This window comes from Ponticaulis profundi (assembly GCF_042659465.1).
GTDB classification, from domain to species: domain Bacteria; phylum Pseudomonadota; class Alphaproteobacteria; order Caulobacterales; family Hyphomonadaceae; genus Ponticaulis; species Ponticaulis profundi.
This window is the reverse complement of sequence record NZ_JBHSSW010000044.1, coordinates 1-572: the sequence shown is the minus strand read 5'-3', so window position 1 is coordinate 572 and position 572 is coordinate 1. Positions and strand designations below refer to the sequence as shown.

The following is a 572-nucleotide window of genomic DNA, read 5'->3' as shown; positions in this document are numbered from 1 at the left end:
GACCTGGCCGCGCTCGACGCCGTCACGGTCGATGCCGCGCAGCAGGACGCCCACGTTGTCGCCGGCCTCACCGCGGTCCAGCAGCTTGCGGAACATCTCGACGCCCGTGCAGGTGGTCTTCTTGGTGTCGCGGATGCCCACGATCTCCAGTTCGTCGCCCACGTTGACCGCGCCGCGCTCGATGCGGCCGGTGACCACGGTGCCGCGGCCCGAGATCGAGAACACGTCCTCGATCGGCAGCAGGAACGGCTGGTCGATCGCACGCTCGGGGGTCGGGATGTACTCGTCGACGGCGGCGATCAGCGCGCGGATCGAATCCTCGCCGATGGCGTTGTCGCGGCCTTCCATGGCTGCCAGCGCCGAACCCTTGATGATCGGGATGTCGTCGCCCGGATAGTCGTACGAGCTCAGCAGCTCGCGGACTTCCATCTCGACCAGTTCCAGCAGTTCCTCGTCATCCACCTGGTCGACCTTGTTCAGGTAGACGACCATGTAGGGAATGCCCACCTGGCGACCCAGCAGGATGTGCTCGCGCGTCTGCGGCATCGGGCCGTCGGCGGCGTTCACGACCA

General features: G+C 67.0%; 1 protein-coding gene. It reads right to left on the bottom strand.

Features of this window, described 5'->3' with window-relative positions; genetic code table 11:
* Positions 1 to 572, bottom strand: a 572-nt coding sequence (locus ACFQDM_RS15560; protein ID WP_377380599.1) for a GTP-binding protein, incomplete at both ends; no start/stop codon positions are given.